Source organism: Costertonia aggregata, from assembly GCF_013402795.1.
In the GTDB taxonomy this organism is placed as follows: Bacteria; Bacteroidota; Bacteroidia; order Flavobacteriales; family Flavobacteriaceae; genus Costertonia; species Costertonia aggregata.
On sequence record NZ_CP058595.1, the window covers coordinates 2952696 to 2970183 of the forward strand.

The window sequence follows — 17488 nt, forward strand, 5'->3', positions numbered from 1 at the left end:
AACACAAAAACAAAACGCACCATGCACCACCACAGTATTGCTAGATTCCTCGTATTATTTTTTATCCTGAACTATGCAGGTATTAAGGCCCAAGACACTACAAAAGAAAAAGACTCCACAAAAAAAGCTACGAAAGAGCTTCCACTAGAACCGCAACGTAATATTTCGTTTTCGACCGATAAGGGTACTTGGATATCCTTGGATGTTAGCCCCGACGGTAAGACCCTTGTGTTCGATTTAATGGGGGATATTTACACCATGCCCATTACCGGAGGAAAAGCGACTGCAATCACTGCTGGTTTGGCGTATGATGTACACCCCCGATACAGTCCCGATGGAAAATCGCTGGTATTCATTTCCGATAAAAGCGGGTCGGATAATATTTGGACATTGGACCTAAAATCAAAAGAGGAGAAACAAATCACAAAAGAAAGCAAACATAATTTCTTTTCGGCAGATTGGTCGCCCGATGGTGAATACATAGTGGGTGTGAAAGGGCGTAGAAACATAAAACCCCACATTTATCATAAAGATGGTGGTAGTGGGAGCCAATTGGTAAGTGAGCCCAAGAATATAAAATTAATAGATCCCGCTTTTAGCCCCGATGGTAAATTGATCTATTTCTCGCAACGCAGAGGCTCCTGGAACTACAATGCGCGATTGCCACAGTATCAAATAGGCACGTATGATATGGAGGATGGCGACATGGCCGTTGTAACGTCCCGATATGGTTCTGCTTTTACACCTACATTGTCCAATGATGGGAAATGGATGGTGTATGGCACTCGTTTTGAAGCTGAGACGGGATTGGTGCTCCGTAATTTAAAAACGGGCAAAGAGCGCTGGCTCGCATATCCTGTTCAGCGAGACGAACAAGAATCCATCGCTCCTTTGGGGGTTTTACCGGCAATGGCCTTTACACCGGACAGCAAGAACCTGATAGCTTCCTACGGAGGAAAAATCTATTCCATAGCCTTGGAGAGCAACGTGGCCAAGGAAATCCCTTTTCAAGTTGATGTAAATTTGGAATTAGGTCCGCAATTAGAATTCAAATATCCAATTGAGGATACGAAAGAGGCTTTTGTCACTCAAATAAGGGATGCCAAACCATCACCGTACGGTTCAAAATTGGCTTTTACCGCATTAAACCGATTATATGTGATGGATTTACCGAACGGTACCCCAAAAAGATTGACCAAAAATGAGTATACCGAAGCACAGCCTACGTGGTCGCCTGATGGAAAACATGTGGTTTTCACTACATGGAAACAAGGCGGTGGCCATTTATACAAAACCAATGTCGAAGGCAGATTAAAATCGGTTCAATTAACGCAAGAACCAGGTATCTATACCAACCCTGCGTGGTCATACAATTCTGACCGTATTGCATTTCATAGGGGAACGGCACAAACTTACGACGATGCTATCGGCCCCTTTACCAGGGGAAGCCAAGTAGATTTGGTTTGGGTATCTTCAAATGGAGGCCCTATCAATTTAATCGATAAGACCAAAGGACGCCAAATGCCCCACTTTACCAAAATAGATGATAGGGTTTACCTAAACAGCAACTCAAAAGGTTTAGTCTCCGTCCGGTGGGATGGTACTGACGAGAAAGAACATTTGAAACTTACAGGAATCACTACCTACGGTTCGCAGGATGTTTTTGGGAAAGACCACGACCATGCTATGGACGGTCTTAATTTACTATCGGCACTGCCAACTTCCGAGGAAGGATGGCGAGAAAACAACAAAGCATCAAAACCTGCTGAAATCAAGATTTCCCCGGATGGGAAAACAGCTTTGGCTTTGATTAATAATGACGTGTATACGGTAACTGTCCCTCGTTTTGGCAAAACCCCTACCATTTCTTTGGCCAAGGCAGAAGGTGCTGCTTTTCCTGCAATGAAATTGACCGTAATGGGCGGGGAATTCCCTGCTTGGTCATCGGACAGTAAAAAAGTGCATTGGTCCTTGGGGTCCAGTCATTTTAGGTATGACGTGGTTGCGGGCAAGCAATTTAAAGATAGTATTGCAAACGCCAAGAAAAAAGAGAAAGAACTAAAGAAAACCGAAAAGGAAACAGATTCCACCAAAACCGATCAAAAGAAAGATGACAAAAAGAAGGAACCCAAATTTGAAGCTGAGGAGTTTAAGATACGGGTACGTTACCAAAAAGATACACCACAGGGAACTTTACATTTAAAGGGTGGTCGCATCATAACCATGAATGGTGACGAGGTTATTGAAAATGGTGACATTCTCATTGAAAACAATAGGATAAAAGCTGTTGGGGCATCGGGCGATTTAATAGTGCCTTCGGGTACAACGACCATTGATGTTTCAGGAAAGACACTTACACCGGGCTTTGTGGATACGCATGCCCATATGTGGCCCAATTGGGGCGTTCATAAAAACCAGGTTTGGATTTATTCAGCAAATTTAGCTTATGGCGTTACCACGACAAGAGATCCGCAGACTGCTACTACAGATGTGCTTACCTACGCCGATATGGTAGAAGCGGGGATGTTGCATGGGCCAAGAGTGTACAGTACAGGACCGGGAGTAGGTTTTTGGAAGTACAAGATAGAAAGCTTGGAGCATGCAAAAGATGTGTTAAAGCAATATAGCGAGTATTACAATACCAAGAGTATTAAAATGTACTTGGTGGGTAATCGTCAACAGCGCCAATGGGTAATTATGGCGGCCAAGGAGTTAAAATTGATGCCTACGACCGAAGGCGGATTAGATTTCAAATTGAATATGACACAATTGTTGGACGGTTACCCAGGACACGAACACTCATTACCTATTTATCCTATTTATAATGATGTAGTAAAAACCGTTGCGGATTCCAAAATGGCGGTAACCCCTACTTTATTGGTTTCTTATGGTGGGCCTTGGGCCGAAAACTACTACTATTCCCGGGAAAATGTATGGGGCGACAAAAAAATACAGTACTTCACCCCCTATGAGGAATTGGCCCAAAAATCAAGAAGGCGGCCAGGTTGGTTTATGGATGAGGAGCATATATTTAAAAAACATGCCGAGTTTATAAATGATTTGGTAGCCGCAGATGGACTGGCGGGCATAGGAAGTCACGGTCAATTGCAAGGTCTTGGCTTTCACTGGGAGCTATGGTCGGTGGCCAGTGGAGGAATGAATAACCACGATGCATTAAAAGTAGCGACTATTCATGGTACAAAAGCTTTGGGATTGGATGGCGATTTGGGCAGCTTGGAAGCCGGTAAACTAGCTGATATTTTGATTATGGACAAAAACCCGTTGGAAAACCTTCGGAATACGAACACCTTAACGCATGTTATCAAAAATGGTAGGGTTTACGAAGCCAATACTTTGGATGAGGTGTGGCCTAAGGAAAAGAAAGCTGAAACATTTTATTGGCAAACCAAAAAACCGAACGGATTGCCAGGAGTAAAAAAACAGCCATAAAGTTTAAAATAGAATACAAACCGGGGACGGGGCTTCAACTTCTGAAATGTAGTTTAAAAGCCCTGTTTTTTTATCTCTTTTAAAAGAAACTATGTTGTTTGAATATTGATTGGCGACCAGCAAGTGACTTTCATCCGGCGATAGCGAAAAATTACGGGGCCATTCCCCGTGAACCGATTCATGGCCTAAGACAGTAAGACCACCATTTACTGCATTTATTTTGTAGATTACGATACTGTTGTCCCCTCTGTTGGAAGCGTATAGAAACTTACCATCTGAAGAGATATGGATATCCGCACAGTAACTTTCCCCTTTAAAACCTTTGGGTAAAGTAGAATACGATTCAATGGGTCTGTATGCTTTTTTCGTTTTCTCGATTACACTTACCGTAGAGTTTAGTTCGTTAACGACATACAACCATTTGCCATTGGGGTGAAAACTCAAATGCCTTGGTCCGGCACCTTTGGGCAAATCCATAGTGGTGGGCTCGGATGGGGTCAACGTTCTCATTTTACTGTTTAAATGGGAAAACCAAAGTTGGTTTGTACCTAAATCTATAGAGATCACTTTTGAATCTGAATCGGGAACAAACCACGACGAATGGGCATGAGGTACTTTTTGCCTTTGGGTAGTGCCTTTACCAGTGTGTTTTTGAATGAAATACGGTCCTGTTAGCAGGCCGCTATCGTCCATATGCAGAAGCCCGACCGTACCGCTTGTGTAGTTGGATACAAGTATGTTTCCCGAGTCGTTTACGGTAATATGGCAAGGATGGGCACCACCTGAATTTTTCTGGTTTATGAGTATTAATGTATCGCTTTTTACCTGAAAAGAGGATACTTTGCCATTACCGTCATCATCAATTTCACTAACGGCCAATAAAAAACGTTTATCCGCACTAAAGGTCAAAAAAGAGGGGTCTTCCGAGGGTATAGAAAGTCCTATTTTTTCGAGAGTCCCATCTTTGTGAAGCGCATATTGATAAATACCCTCGCTTTCATCGTCGGTGTAGGTTCCTACATAAAAATTTCGGGACACTTCACTTTTTTCAATGGCTATATCCTCCACGGCAGATTCTTTTTGTTGTCGTTTACAACTTAAGGTCATAAATACAAAAAATAGTAAAGAAAGTACAGATTTCATAACGATATTGGATATTAATCCTTGGTTATTTCAGAATAGGTGAATTTACTTTTTTCCCAATCAATTAGTGGGGATGGGTAGTATTTAACGTCCATTCTATCCAAAAAAGGTGCTTGTGCGGCCAAACGTGTCTTATAATTTTCCCAATCCCTGTTTTCTTCTGTAGTCCACCCAAGTTCGGCATATCCAATGGCCCTAGGAAAAGCCAAATACTCCAACTCTTCGATAGTGCTTATGGTTTCTGACCATAATGGCGCTTCTATTCCCAAAATATTCTTTAAGGGAATGCCTTCATAGGCTTCCGGTTTCCAAACATAAGCGGTATCTACCGGGATAAACCCCGACCACGTTAGGCCCAAAGGGGAAAGACTGTCATATTTCATATCTAGATACGCTTTTTTTGCGGGCGACATAATTACTTTCATGTTCTTTTCAACGGCCATATCCGCATTTTCCTTACTGGCCCAGAATTGTGAAATAGACGATGAACTTATATTGGCGGTCGCTACTTCGTCCCACCCTATCATACGTTTGCCATATTTATGTACAATTTTTTCAACTTTTTCAACAAAATAGATATAATCCTTCTTTTTGGTTACATGGCTTTCATCGCCACCTATATGAAAATAGGGGCCTGGCGTTAATTCGGAAATTTCTCGTACAACATCATCAATAAAGCTATAGACCGTATCTTTTCGGGTGTCGAAAGTACTAAAGCCCACTTTCATGCCTTCGTATAATTTTGGGGTTTTACCATTTCCGTTCAGGATAGGATAGGAGACCGATGCCGCATTGGTGTGCCCTGGCATATCAATTTCAGGTACAATGGTTATATGATGCATGGCTGCATAGGCTACGATTTCCTTATAGTCCTCTTGCGTGTAAAAACCGCCGGACTCCCCACCGACTTCGGTACTACCACCAATCTCGGTAAGTTTGGGCCAAGATTTTATCTCGATACGCCAACCCTGATCGTCAGAAAGGTGCAAATGCAGTACATTGTACTTGTAGTAGGCGAGAAGGTCAATATATTTTTTTACATCCTCTACACTAAAAAAATGACGGGCCACATCTAACATAGTGCCCCTGTATTCAAAAATGGGGCTATCGATTATTTTACCCGTAGGAATTGTCCAAATCGGATATGTAGCCAATGTGTCGGTACTTGTTTCGGGAATAATCTGGCGAAGTGTTTGTACGCCCCTAAAGGCTCCCTCGGCGGTATTGGCGTTCAAGAGTATAGAGTCTTTTGTAATATACAGTTGATATGCTTCGGCACCTTTCAAATCTGTGCTGTCCGCTTTGTTGATGTAAATGATACCCTCTTGCTCCGGAATTTCCGTAGCATTAACGGGAACGATTAAATTGGTTTTTGATTTGATTTTATCTGATAAAAACTCACCTACTTCTGTAAATCCTATTTCGTTTTCAGAGGTGTAGATGGCCGTTAGATGATCTAAAGCAAAACCGTCATTGGTAGCGATTACCTTTACCGGTTTAGGAATTATCGGGGCCAAGGCCAAATCGGTCTTCGGGAAATTTAGGACTCGTTCAGTTTTTTTCTCCTCACATGACATAAATGCCACCACGGCGCAAAAAACAAAAATACTTTTAATAAATGTTGATTTTATCATGGTCTTCGTGTTAAGCTTTACCAATTACTATTCTATATATTCTTTGATGACCGAATACCAAATGTCATAACCCTTGTTGTTCATGTGCAGCCCATCGTCAACAAAAATATCTTGCCTTACCTTTCTTTTGGCCAACATGGGTGACCATACGTCGGCAAAGTCGACCTTCGGGTTTTTCTGGCTCAATCTTTTTAGTTTTCGGTTTAACCGTTTGTATTTTCGTTTTAAGTGCCAACGTGCCATACTCGGTTTTGCCGATATCAATATGATTTTGGTATCTGGGTTGAATTTACTTATCCTAGTAATGATTTGTTGGGCATCGTCAATGATTCGTCCAGGTCTTTTTTTTGATGAAATGTCATTATCGCCTTCATATATGAACACTTTTTTTGGATTGTATTTAAGTATCAATTCATTGGTGTGCGATAAGAGGTCCGAAGTTTGGGAACCTCCAAAACCAGAATTAACGATTTGATGTCCTGGAAATACGGTTTCTAGATTTTTCCAAACCCGTATGCTTGAACTACCCGTAAATACAATAGTTTCTTTGGAACTATCCCACACGGTATCATATTTTTTTGAAATTGCTTCTACTTCTTGTGCAAACGCAAGTGTTTCTTGTGCTTTTGTATTTGCAAAACAAAAAAGAAACATGATTATAAAAAATCTCATTGGTGATACTATTAAATCGAAAGTAATGTGAAAATGAATTACGATATATATTTTTCGACAAGGGCGTACTGCCGTACGCTATATGTCATGTTTACATACCATTAGTTGCGGTAGTGATTCCCTCGGCGATTGCCCAATCGTGGAAACGTTGTATCCAATTATCGGATGGGTAACCTTGGGTCTTCATTCCAAAGCCATGGCCGCCTTTTGAATACATGTGCAATCCCACAGGCTTACCTATACCCAACCAAGAGGAATACAATTTGATACTTCCGTTCGCAAGGCCCAACGGATCGTCTGTTGCACATATGACCAACATGGGCGGTGCATCTTCGGGTGCATCTTGTACGGGCAATACTGTTGTCCATGGGTATACGGGTACAATAAAATTGGGCCTGTTTGATTTTGTGCAGTTATAGGTAACCCCCATAGTCACTGCGCCACCTGCAGAGAAACCCATAAAACCTATTTTATTTTTATCAATTTTGTACGTGTCGGCATTGTCGCGAAGGTAGGCAACTGCCGAAAGACCATCTGCGATGGAAAGTGGCAAAACCGGCGCTACCCGCTCCATGATTTTACCAGGGTCATTTGCCCCTTCGTCACTTATTTCCTTTACAGCGTCATTGCCCGTGGGTACGAGCCTATATTTTAGAACAAACGCCGTGATTCCTTTTTGGTTTAACCATTTGGCGACATCAGTGCCTTCACTTTTTATACTTAAGGCATACAAGCCGCCTCCGGGGGCCACAATTACAGAGGTCCCATTCGGTTTTTTAGGCCTAAATACTTCCATTGTCGGAACGGAAACATTTGTAACGACCTTATTCTGCCAAATATCCGAAAAATAGGATTTCTCATCTTGGGTCCATTTTACCGTTGGGGATTTTTCGTAAGGAAGTTGAATTATCTCTTGTGAAAAGGAAAACAAAGTCATTAGACCACAGGTTAAGGATGTAATTAAATTTTTCATTTTATCGATACTATTTTGTCTTTGTATAGCCATGTTTTTATAGATATAGCTAATTTACCGTATTATTTTTGCTTTTTTGGCAAAGAAATTTCTAACTTACTGCTTATATCTACAATACTATAATTTTCAATCATCTATTAACATTAAAGAACAATATTATGAGTGATTTAGCCGACAAATTAGCAGCATTAAAATCAACTGCGGTAAGTCAATTGAACGAGTGCGGTGTTTCCAATATCGACCATGACCAGTTAGATGGTTATGTAAACAGTTTAAAATCTATGGTGGATAATAAGGACGCCACTTTGGTATCTGGTTCGGACGAGTCCGAATTGGAAACGGTCCGCAGAAATTTCGTGGAGAAAAAATTGGGGGTTACCGATAAGGATAAGGCTATGGGCGCAATCAATAGCGTGGCCAACAAAATGTCCGGTATCCGTATGAAAAGTAGGCCCGCCTTTTATTACCTTGTGGCTCATGAGTTGAGTTAAATCATTAAAATGTTATTTACGGCCCTGCGATATTCGCAGGGCTTTTTTATTCTATCTTTATTTGATGAACTTGAAAACGATATTTTGGTCGTTATGCCAAAGAAACAGTTCTCTTTGTATTTTTATCAAAATTTATGTTTTACATGAACTCTAGAGAAACCCAATTACAAGCATTTGATAGGTTATTGACCATAATGGATGAATTGCGTGAGCAATGCCCTTGGGACAAAAAACAGACTATGGAGACTTTACGGCATTTGACCATAGAAGAAACCTACGAATTGGGCGATGCTATATTGGATAACGATTTGGATGAGGTGAAAAAAGAGTTGGGCGATGTACTTTTACATATTGTTTTTTATGCGAAGATAGGTTCCGAGACCAAGGATTTTGACATTGCCGATGTCTGTAATTCCATTTGTGAAAAACTCATCAATCGTCACCCCCATATTTATGCAGACATAAAAGTAGAAGATGAGGAAGAGGTAAAACGTAATTGGGAAAACATTAAACTAAAAGAAGGTAAGAAAAGTGTTTTGGAAGGTGTTCCCAAGAGCCTGCCCGCCTTGGTCAAAGCCAATCGTATTCAAGATAAGGTAGCAGGTGTGGGCTTTGATTGGGAAAAGCCGGAACAGGTTTGGGGAAAAGTGGAAGAAGAGCTTAACGAGCTCAAAAATGAGGTCAAGGCCAACGACGAGGATAAAATCGAGGCCGAACTGGGCGATGTGCTTTTTTCTATAGTGAACTATGCCCGTTTTTTAAATATCAATCCCGAAAATGCCTTGGAACGCACCAATAAAAAGTTCATCAAGCGTTTTCAATATTTAGAGCAAAAAGCCAAAGAAGCTCGTAAATCTTTACACAAAATGACCTTGGCCGAAATGGATATGCATTGGAACGAAGCAAAAAAAATATAATATCGGTCACTTCCCAAAAAATAAGAAGCTACCGATATTGAGCTCAATTTTACTTCAAAATTGATTCATATATTTCGTTGAATACGGCACTTCTTAATCTAGAGTTACGCTCATTGGCCAAAACGATTATGCCCCACTGCTTTTCCCTGTCATAGCCCATGATGGATGATTGCCCCATACTGTCCCCGGTCTTTGCGTAAATGGGCGTATCCCCATCCCGAAGGATATTTATGCCCAGACCAATTTCAATATTGGTGTTTTTGAATAATGTTCTTTCGGCCATTATCGAAGCTTTGCCCATGCGGCTTTCTTCATCCAAAACCGCTTTCAAATACGAAACCATATCATGAGTATTGGATTTTATCAGACCAGCTGGAGCTACTATATTCCATTCAAAAAATTCCTGAGTACCACCTTCGGGATTATAGCCCGTGGTCAGGTTTTCTACATTAAAATCTTTTGTATAGGTATGTTGCATGTGCAGCATATCAAGAATTTTATCCTTTACTATTTGGTCATATGTTTTTCCGTAGCTTTCTTCCAATATTTGTCCCAATAAAATAAAGCCCATGGTCGAGTATCTGTAATGGCCGTGGTCTTTTAATTCAGTGCAAGAGGATAGCAAATGGTTTATGGTTTCCTTATCTACGCTTTTTACAGGTTGCTGTGGATTTAGCGCAATCAGTTTTCCAAAATCAATATCGGGCAGTCCGGATTGGTGTGATGCCAAATCGGATATTTTGATACGATTTTTAATGGTATCGTTTAGGATTATTGCTTCTGGTAGGTAATCATCAATATACCCGTTCAAATCAATTTTGCCCTCGTTTGCAGCATTTGCTATCAAATTTCCCGTGAGAGCTTTGGTAATGGATGCTATTTCGAAAACTGAATGCTCATTGGCAGGTATATCGCTTTCTCTATTCGTATTTCCGATAGCGGCGTAAACTTCTTTACCGTCTATAAGAATACCAACACTTATGGCCACTTGCGGATACTCTTTTTGCTTGGTTTTTAAGATCGAGTCAATTTTATGGTGTATACCCTGTCCAAAAGATAAAGTTGCCAAAAGACTTGTTGCTACCAAAAATTTGAGTTTTTGTTTCATCGTATCTGTTTTTGTTATTGAGATACAAATGTGCAATACATAGTAAACGCACGCGACCGATTAAAAAAAGTCGAACGCATTTTATTTCCCAAAAAGGTTCGACTTTTTTGAAAAACGACGACCGACTTTTTTTAACTTATTGATTTTTAAACTGTTTTCTAAATATAGTCGGGGTTGATCCGGTATGTTTTTTAAAAGCGGTATTGAATGAAGATTTTGAGTTAAAGCCTACCTCGTATAAAATTTCCAACACGGTGAGTTTTGTATTTGCGGCATTTGCTAACATTTTTTTTGCTTTTTCGACCCGATATCCATTTACAAAATCAAAAAAGTGCTGATTTAATGTATGGTTTATCAATATCGACAGCTCTCGTACGGGCATTTGCAGATCGTTGGCCAGTTTCTTTACGGTCAAGGTTGGGTCTAGAAAAGGCTCTTCTGACTTCATAAAGGTCCTCAGCTTTTGTATTTCTTCCAAATTGTGTTCAGTGTTGTTTGAATTTGATGGCTTGGCCATGGTATGAATCAATCTTAATTTAGAATCCACACGACGCAACAGTTCCGGATTTTGCAAAGCTTTGAACAGATACCAAAAAAGAATAATGAGTTCTATAATTCCCAACGAAACCATGGCCCACTCCGTAAGCCTAGGGAAGTCGGAAAACTTGAATATATTTTTTAAAATGGCGATTCCGTGAAAAATGGACAAAAAAACGGTAATCTGGAACAACCATTTATGAAATCGCATATCAGAATTGGCATAATTCTCTACATATAGCGTTCTTGTTTTTTTCAATATGATAAAAATCACAACGATGTACGCTACTATCTGTACATGTACCAACACATAAAAGAATTGCGTTTCGTACATGGCCATACTGTTTTTGAGAAACTCTATTTTACCAGTCGTATTGGCCAGATAATAGCGAGGAATCAAAAGTAGGTTTACCAGTATAAAGGGAATGCTGTGTAACAATTGTTTCTTTTTCAGTTTGAAATCGGAATAACAAACAGACAGCGCATGAAGATAGAATACGGGAAGCTGTAAAAGAATGAGATTGCTCCTGAGCAAAGTGAAATTCGTAGGCTTGGTAAAGAACAGGGGCAATACCCATCCTGCGATATCAAATGCGATCAAAACCAAAAAAACAGCGAATAGCCTATTGCTTAGGCTGTTCTTTGTTTTAAGGGTAAATAAAAATATGGCGAGTAATGATGAAATAAGTATGGTCACTATCCCAATGATGTTCATAATATTGAAATTGCCCATATATGTTTTTTCCGTTTTATGACCCGTGTTATAGGGCAATATAAATATTTATTACAAGCACCGCCTAGCGGTGGTATTAATTTTTACATTAAACCAAACCTAACCTATATCTTTACCAAGCAAAAAACAAAGGCCTTGTTTCAACAGTACACAAAAGAATTTAGATACAATGTAAAACTCTCCGTTCCAGTAATTATGGGCATGTTGGGGCATACTTTCGTTCAGTTGGCCGATAACATTATGGTAGGGCAATTGGGTACGGCAGAACTGGCAGCAGTATCTTTGGGAAATAGTTTTGTATTTATTGCAATGTCACTGGGTATTGGTTTTTCAACGGCAATCACGCCTTTGGTAGCGGAAGCGGACGGCGCAAAAAACAAAGCTGATGGGAAAAGTGCACTTAAACACGGGCTTATACTTTGTACGGTATTGTCTTTGGCCCTTTTTGGTATTATTCTACTGGCAAAACCGTTGATGTACTCTATGGAGCAACCGCCTGAAGTAGTTGAACTGGCCCTGCCCTATCTAGACTTGGTCGCTTTTTCCTTAGTGCCTTTGATTGTTTTTCAAGCGTTCAAACAGTTTTCCGAGGGCCTGTCCCAGACCAAATACCCCATGTATGCTACTGTAATAGCCAATGTGGTCAACATAGTACTCAACTATATTTTGATATTCGGGTCTTTTGGGTTTCCTAAAATGGGAATCGTAGGTGCGGCCATCGGCACTTTGGCATCCCGCTTTATTATGGTAGGTTATTTATGGTACTTATTAAAACGAAAGAATAAGTTTCGTGACTATGTGACCGGCTTTAATTTCAATAAAATAGAAAAAAACGTAATCCGAAAAATCATAAACTTGGGATTTCCTTCAGCACTGCAAATGTTTTTTGAAGTGGCCATATTCACAGCTGCTATTTGGTTGAGCGGAGTTCTGGGAAAAAATGCACAAGCGGCCAATCAAATAGCGTTGAACTTGAGTAGTATGACGTTTATGTTCGGAATGGGTTTAGGTGTTGCCGCCATGATTCGTGTGGGCAACCAAAAAGGCCTTCGCAATTTCCCAGAGCTTCGGCGAATAGGACAATCAATATTCTTGCTTACTTTTTTATTGGAAATCGTATTCGCCGTACTTTTTCTTTTGGGCAGAAATTGGTTCCCTACACTATATCTAGATGTGAACGATGTAGCCAATATCGCCGATAATAGTATGGTAATCACGCTTGCCGCCGAACTGCTGTTGGTCGCTGCATTTTTTCAGATTTCTGACGGAATTCAAGTGGTGGTCCTTGGGGCACTGCGAGGGCTGCAAGATGTGAAGATTCCTACCCTCATTACATTTATTGCCTATTGGGGCATCGGTTTTCCGGTTAGTTATTATCTGGGATTGCACACACACTTCAAAAGCACGGGAATATGGATAGGCCTCTTGATAGGCCTTACGGCATCTGCGATTATGTTGTATCTTCGCTTTGATTATTTGACCAAAAAATTAATTAGGGCATAAATGGAGTTTCCAAAATTTTTACTAGGCGATAATACGGATTATCCCACTGCAATTTTCGTTGTTCATACCGAATATCCAAGATTCATCATCAATTTGGAAAACGATGAGGTAGAATGGTTGGAAGAATTCTCAAAAGAGGACGAAAAAGAATTGGAGACCGAAGCTGAAAGCCTCATTGAACAGGCTACTGTATTTTATGATAGGGAAGTATCCCGGTATGAAGAATAACAGATGTTGGAAGAACTGATCAAATATGATAAGGAACTTTTTCTGTTCCTGAACAATTTGGGAAACCCGACTTTTGATGGTTTTTGGATGTTCGTTACCAATAAGCTTTATGCAATCCCTTTATATTTTCTTTTGTTCATTCTGACTTTTAAGCGATTAGGCGCAAAAAAAACCCTGCTTTTTTTGGTCTTTGTAGCTTTATTGATAACGGCTACCGATCAGTTGTCCAATTTTTTCAAGTATTGCGTTGGTCGTTTGAGACCCTGTCACGATGAGACTGTTTTTCCTTTCATGCGATTGGTTAAAAGCTATTGCGGGGGTAAATTCGGTTATTTTTCCGCACATGCGGCCAATGCCTTTGCAGTGGCTTTTTTCTTTATACATGTACTTGGGTCAAAATTTCGCTACATAAGAATTTTCTTGGTGTTTTGGGCTTTTTTCGTTGCTTACAGTAGGATTTATATCGGTGTTCATTTTCCATTGGATGTACTTACCGGGGCTCTAATAGGCCTCATTTTTAGTTGGTTATTTGCAAAGTTGTATATATTTGCACTTTACAAATTCCCTATATGATATCTAATACTAGGTATTGGTTTTTATTGTTTTTTGTTTTTTTGGTCTATGTTGCCGGGATGTTTGTCACACTTTTTGAAAACGACTCTGCGCAATTTGCTGTGATGGCCATGCGTATGGTTCAAGAAAACGATTTTTTAAGTCTCTTCAAAGGTCCCAATGAGTATTTGGACAAACCCCATATGCATTATTGGCTTGCGGCATTATCCTTTAAAATTTTTGGATTGTACGATTGGGCTTATCGCATTCCTGGTATTTTCGCTACCATATTGGGCGCCTATAGCTGCTATGGCCTTGGAAAACTATTGTACAACGTAGATACGGGCAAATTGGCCGCTTTGATATTTATGACTGCACAAACAATTGTGTTGTCCGTAATTGATGTTCGTACAGATGCTGTTTTAACTGGGTTTACCATATTTGCCATTTGGCACCTTACCGCCTATATCGAAAAACAAAAAACAGCGAACATTATATGGGGAGCATTCGGTGCCGGTATAGCCTTTTCGACAAAGGGCCAAATTGCTCTTTTGGTCATAGGCTTGCCCCTGCTTTGCCATCTTGCTTATACCCGTAAATGGGAATCACTTTTAAATTTTAAGGTATTGCTTGCCTTAATCGTTTTTGGAATTGTCATTGCTCCCATGTTGTATGCATATTATGTGCAGTTTGATATGCACCCTGAAAAGATAATACGGGGAAAAGGTAATCGTAGCGGTATATTATTTATTTTTTGGGAACAAAGTTTTGAACGCTTAAGTGGGGAAGGCGTAGGCAAGAACAGTAGTGACTATTTTTTCTTTTTTCATACTTTCTTGTGGGTTTTTCTCCCGTGGACGGTTATAGGTCTTGCAGCTTTTTGGAGGCGTTTCAAAACATTTATGAAATTAAAGTTGGCCTACAATCCAAAATATGAGTTTTTGACCCTTGGCGGGATAACCCTAATTTTCATCATAATAAGTTTTGCCCAGTTTAAATTGCCCCATTACCTTAACATTACCATCCCTTTATTCTCGATACTAGCAGCTTCTTACTTGTATAGTCTCTATAAGTTTTCGAAGAAAAAAACAATTCGGGTATTGCTGGGCGTGCAGTATTTCATACTCAGTCTAGTATTTATTGCCACTGTACTCATTAGTTTTATTGTATTCAAACCGTCAAGTTTGGTAATGTACCTTCCTTTGTTCATGTTATTTGGCATAATTGTATATTTCTGTTTAAAACGGGAAGAATATTATTTACGGATCATTACGATTTCGGTATACAGTTCTTTACTTTTAAACACGGTTTTGAACACCCATTTTTATCCATCTTTATTGGCATATCAGGGTGGTTCTACAATGTCCGAAAAAATCAAAGAGAACAATATTCCGGTAGATGCCATTTACAAACTATCTTCGGAACATACGTGGGCATTGGATTTTTACAACAAGAGACCTGTACTTATATCGTCAATTGATGGTATTAAAAATAAAAGGGATATATGGTTGTACGTGAGCGATTCCGAACTTAAAGAGTTACAACAATCCGGTTTTGACTGGGACAGGCAATATACTGTTGATCAGTTTAGGATTACCCGGCTGCAAGCCAAATTTTTGAATCCTTCAACACGTAAAAAAGTATTGAATAAAAAGCATTTGGTGCATATTTATTGAAAAACTATCTTCTTGTTTTAGATAAATCCTTTTAGTTACGTTTTTTATCTGGTTTCTTGAATTTCAAGATCAGGTTTTTTAAAATGATAAACGATTCCCCATAACGACACGAAAGCGGTAATCAGAAAAAACACTATACTTATACCAACTGATATATCTTGTTCCAATCCAAGCCATGTGGCACCATAGAAAAAAGTGACCTCTCTACTGCCTATACCTCCTATGGTCAAGGGTATTACCGACACTATTGAGGATAGTAGAAAAATAAATAAGTATGTCATGGTACCAGTTTCTACCTGCAACGCCTTTAAAATAAAAAAAACCGATAGCAATTGAAACAATTGTACCCAACTTGAATATGCAAAAGACTTCCAAAAAACCGGAAGAACGTTATTGAAAAACTTTTTGTTGACAAGCCAAAAAACAATTATACTGGTCATTATTGTCAGGATAATGATAATTTTAAAACCGCTCACTATTTCAGCATTTATAAACAGGGCTAAAAGACAGGCATATATAAATAATAGGAGCAAACCACTTAACCGGTCCAAAACCAAAACCGAAACCACTTTTTTGGTCTTTACCTCAAACTTTTTCTTGATAATATATCCCTTATAAGCATCCCCACCTATACCGCCCGGCAGAAAAAGATTATAGAACATCCCCAACAAGTATAGTTTGGCGTTGCTCTTTTGGGTCAGAAGAATAGAGAGTTGATGAAAATAAAGGTTCAATCGATATGCTGCCCATATTTTGGAAACCACAAAAAGAATAGCTGCTACGGCCAAGTATACGGGGTGCGTCTTCCGCAAAACCCACCATACCTCTTTAAAATCGATTTTAGTAAAAATTAAATAAAGAAGTAGAGCGCTGACAATAAACTTTAGAACCGTAATGCCTTGTTTACTGATTTTTACCACCTATTGTTGTCTTTTTGATGCGATACGGTCTTTTCTTTTGGCTTTCGTAATAGGTGCGAATAAGAAGCTCCATAACGATACCTATCGTAAAAAGTTGAATGCCCGCAAGAATGAACATTAAGCCAAAAATCAATAAGGGGCGCGTACCGATATCTTGTCCAAACCCAAATTTCACGACCAAAAGGTATACGTTTATAAGTACTCCCAATAAAATCATCAAAAACCCGAAAATACCAAAAAGATGTATGGGACGTTGAAAATATTTACGGATAAATAGCAGTAGCATCATATCTGCCACTACCTTGAAAACACGCTCCAACCCATATTTTGAAACACCGGCGTGCCTTGCATGGTGTTTTACGGGAACCTGTTTTATCTGGGCGCCTTCCAAATGTGCCAAAAGCGTTATAAAACGGTGCATTTCCCCATAAAGGTTCAAATCTTTGGCAATGTCACGGGTAAATACTTTCAAGGCGCAACCATTATCCTTAATGTTCAATTTGGTAACCCTGCGCACTAAAAAATTTGCGATTTTTGATGGGATTTTTTTAACTAGCGAGTCCTTTCGTTTTTGGCGTATTCCGGTAATGACATCATATTCCCCATCTACGGCATATTGTAACATTTGGGGAATGTCACTGGGGTCGTTCTGCAAGTCCCCGTCCATGGTAATGATATATTCCCCTTGGGCATAATCTATACCGGCCGCCAATGCCAAACTTTGCCCGTAGTTCTTTTTCAATTCGATCAGATGTACTTTTTCATCCTTTAAATCCTTGACCACTTTACGGGTATCGTCTTTTGAAAAATCATCGATATACACAATCTGATAATGATAACCGTTGAGGCTTTCATGAATTTTCTGCGTTAAAAGGGCCACATTATCCTCTTCATTGTACAAGGGAACAACAATGGATAATAAAGATGAAGTAACAATGCTCATGCGTATGA

At 39.7% G+C, this 17488-nt stretch carries 15 protein-coding genes; 7 read left to right on the forward strand and 8 right to left on the reverse strand.

Features of this window, described 5'->3' with window-relative positions; genetic code table 11:
• Positions 1-21 precede the first annotated feature (21 nt).
• Positions 22-3450: an amidohydrolase family protein gene (locus tag HYG79_RS13575; RefSeq protein ID WP_179242614.1), complete on the forward strand. Its 3429-nt coding sequence runs from the start codon at positions 22-24 to the stop codon at positions 3448-3450.
• Between the two features lie 3 nt (positions 3451-3453).
• Here the strand turns inward: HYG79_RS13575 and HYG79_RS13580 are convergent, their stop codons facing one another.
• From HYG79_RS13580 to HYG79_RS13595, 4 genes are all read right to left on the reverse strand, one after another.
• The gene (locus tag HYG79_RS13580) at positions 3454-4593 is read right to left on the reverse strand and encodes a lactonase family protein (protein WP_179242615.1); all 1140 of its coding nucleotides are present in this window, start codon (positions 4591-4593) and stop codon (positions 3454-3456) included.
• 14 nt (positions 4594-4607) lie between these two features.
• Positions 4608-6227: a beta-N-acetylhexosaminidase gene (locus tag HYG79_RS13585; protein WP_179242616.1), complete on the reverse strand. Its 1620-nt coding sequence runs from the start codon at positions 6225-6227 to the stop codon at positions 4608-4610.
• A gap of 27 nt (positions 6228-6254) precedes the next feature.
• Complete coding sequence (locus HYG79_RS13590; protein ID WP_179242617.1) at positions 6255-6899, reverse strand: SGNH/GDSL hydrolase family protein; 645 nt, start codon at positions 6897-6899, stop codon at positions 6255-6257.
• A gap of 91 nt (positions 6900-6990) precedes the next feature.
• Complete coding sequence (locus tag HYG79_RS13595; protein ID WP_179242618.1) at positions 6991-7872, reverse strand: alpha/beta hydrolase; 882 nt, start codon at positions 7870-7872, stop codon at positions 6991-6993.
• Between the two features lie 158 nt (positions 7873-8030).
• On the opposite strand from HYG79_RS13595, the gene HYG79_RS13600 reads away from it, so the two are divergent.
• Positions 8031-8363 carry a DUF2853 family protein gene (locus HYG79_RS13600; RefSeq protein WP_179242619.1) on the forward strand — a complete coding sequence of 111 codons (333 nt, stop codon included), beginning with the start codon at positions 8031-8033 and terminating at the stop codon, positions 8361-8363.
• A 143-nt stretch (positions 8364-8506) separates the two neighbouring features.
• Positions 8507-9280 (forward strand): nucleoside triphosphate pyrophosphohydrolase, encoded by a 774-nt coding sequence (mazG, locus tag HYG79_RS13605; protein WP_179242620.1) that lies wholly within the window; start codon positions 8507-8509, stop codon positions 9278-9280.
• 49 nt (positions 9281-9329) lie between these two features.
• On the opposite strand, the gene HYG79_RS13610 is transcribed toward mazG, so the two are convergent.
• Together HYG79_RS13610 and HYG79_RS13615 are read right to left on the reverse strand one after the other, a co-directional pair.
• A complete protein-coding gene (locus HYG79_RS13610; RefSeq protein WP_179242621.1) occupies positions 9330-10388 on the reverse strand; it encodes a serine hydrolase domain-containing protein in 1059 nt (352 codons plus the stop codon).
• A gap of 136 nt (positions 10389-10524) precedes the next feature.
• Entirely contained in the window at positions 10525-11658 is a 1134-nt protein-coding gene (locus HYG79_RS13615; RefSeq protein ID WP_179242622.1) for a helix-turn-helix domain-containing protein, read from the reverse strand.
• Positions 11659-11793: 135 nt separating this feature from the next.
• On the opposite strand from HYG79_RS13615, the gene HYG79_RS13620 reads away from it, so the two are divergent.
• The 4 genes from HYG79_RS13620 to HYG79_RS13635 are packed head-to-tail and all read left to right on the forward strand — an operon-like array spanning position 11794 to position 15617.
• A complete protein-coding gene (locus HYG79_RS13620) occupies positions 11794-13161 on the forward strand; it encodes an MATE family efflux transporter (RefSeq protein WP_179243565.1) in 1368 nt (455 codons plus the stop codon).
• On the forward strand, positions 13162-13389 hold the full coding sequence (locus HYG79_RS13625; RefSeq protein ID WP_179242623.1) for a hypothetical protein: 228 nt from the start codon (positions 13162-13164) through the stop codon (positions 13387-13389). It abuts the gene before it with no gap.
• 3 nt (positions 13390-13392) lie between these two features.
• A complete protein-coding gene (locus tag HYG79_RS13630; RefSeq protein WP_179242624.1) occupies positions 13393-13962 on the forward strand; it encodes a phosphatase PAP2 family protein in 570 nt (189 codons plus the stop codon).
• Positions 13959-15617: an ArnT family glycosyltransferase gene (locus tag HYG79_RS13635; RefSeq protein ID WP_179242625.1), complete on the forward strand. Its 1659-nt coding sequence runs from the start codon at positions 13959-13961 to the stop codon at positions 15615-15617. The genes HYG79_RS13630 and HYG79_RS13635 overlap by 4 nt, the downstream gene beginning before the upstream one ends.
• A gap of 44 nt (positions 15618-15661) precedes the next feature.
• Here HYG79_RS13635 and HYG79_RS13640 read toward each other — a convergent pair whose 3' ends face one another.
• Entirely contained in the window at positions 15662-16537 is an 876-nt protein-coding gene (locus HYG79_RS13640) for a lysylphosphatidylglycerol synthase transmembrane domain-containing protein (protein WP_179242626.1), read from the reverse strand.
• Entirely contained in the window at positions 16521-17480 is a 960-nt protein-coding gene (locus HYG79_RS13645; protein ID WP_179242627.1) for a glycosyltransferase family 2 protein, read from the reverse strand. Before HYG79_RS13645 ends, HYG79_RS13640 begins: the two co-directional genes overlap by 17 nt.
• Between the last annotated feature and the right edge of the window lie 8 nt (positions 17481-17488).